Genomic DNA, 382 nt, shown 5'->3' with positions numbered 1-382 from the left:
GATCAACGCCTCTCAGGTCACCGCCATCAAGCGGGAACGGGCCGAGCTGGTTGGGGACCGCGGTGGGCTAATCTCTCAGGTCGCTCAGACCAAGGAAGCCATCAGCGAAAAGCGCGTGCAGATCCTGCAGCTGGACGAAGAGTTTTTGGAAAAAGTTCTGTCTGACCTGCAAAACATCCGCTCACAGATTGCCGAACTGGAAGAGCAGGAAGTGGCCGCACAGGACCGCCTGAAGCGCATTGACATCCGCGCACCACAATCCGGTTATGTGCATCAGCTCAACGTTCACACTGTTGGCGGCGTGATCGCACCGGGTGATACACTCATGCTGGTGGTCCCGGAAGACAGTGATCTGGTGATTGAAAGCCGTGTTCAACCGGTC

General features: G+C 57.1%; 1 protein-coding gene. It reads left to right on the top strand.

All coding sequences use genetic code 11. The annotated features are described in order from the left end of the window. The coding region (locus PsW64_RS27425; protein WP_153042409.1) for an HlyD family efflux transporter periplasmic adaptor subunit at nucleotides 1-382 on the top strand (382 nt) is incomplete at both ends.

The organism is Pseudovibrio sp. W64 (assembly GCF_001623145.1).
GTDB lineage: Bacteria > Pseudomonadota > Alphaproteobacteria > Rhizobiales > Stappiaceae > Pseudovibrio.
This window is presented reverse-complemented; position numbering and strand designations above follow the sequence as displayed.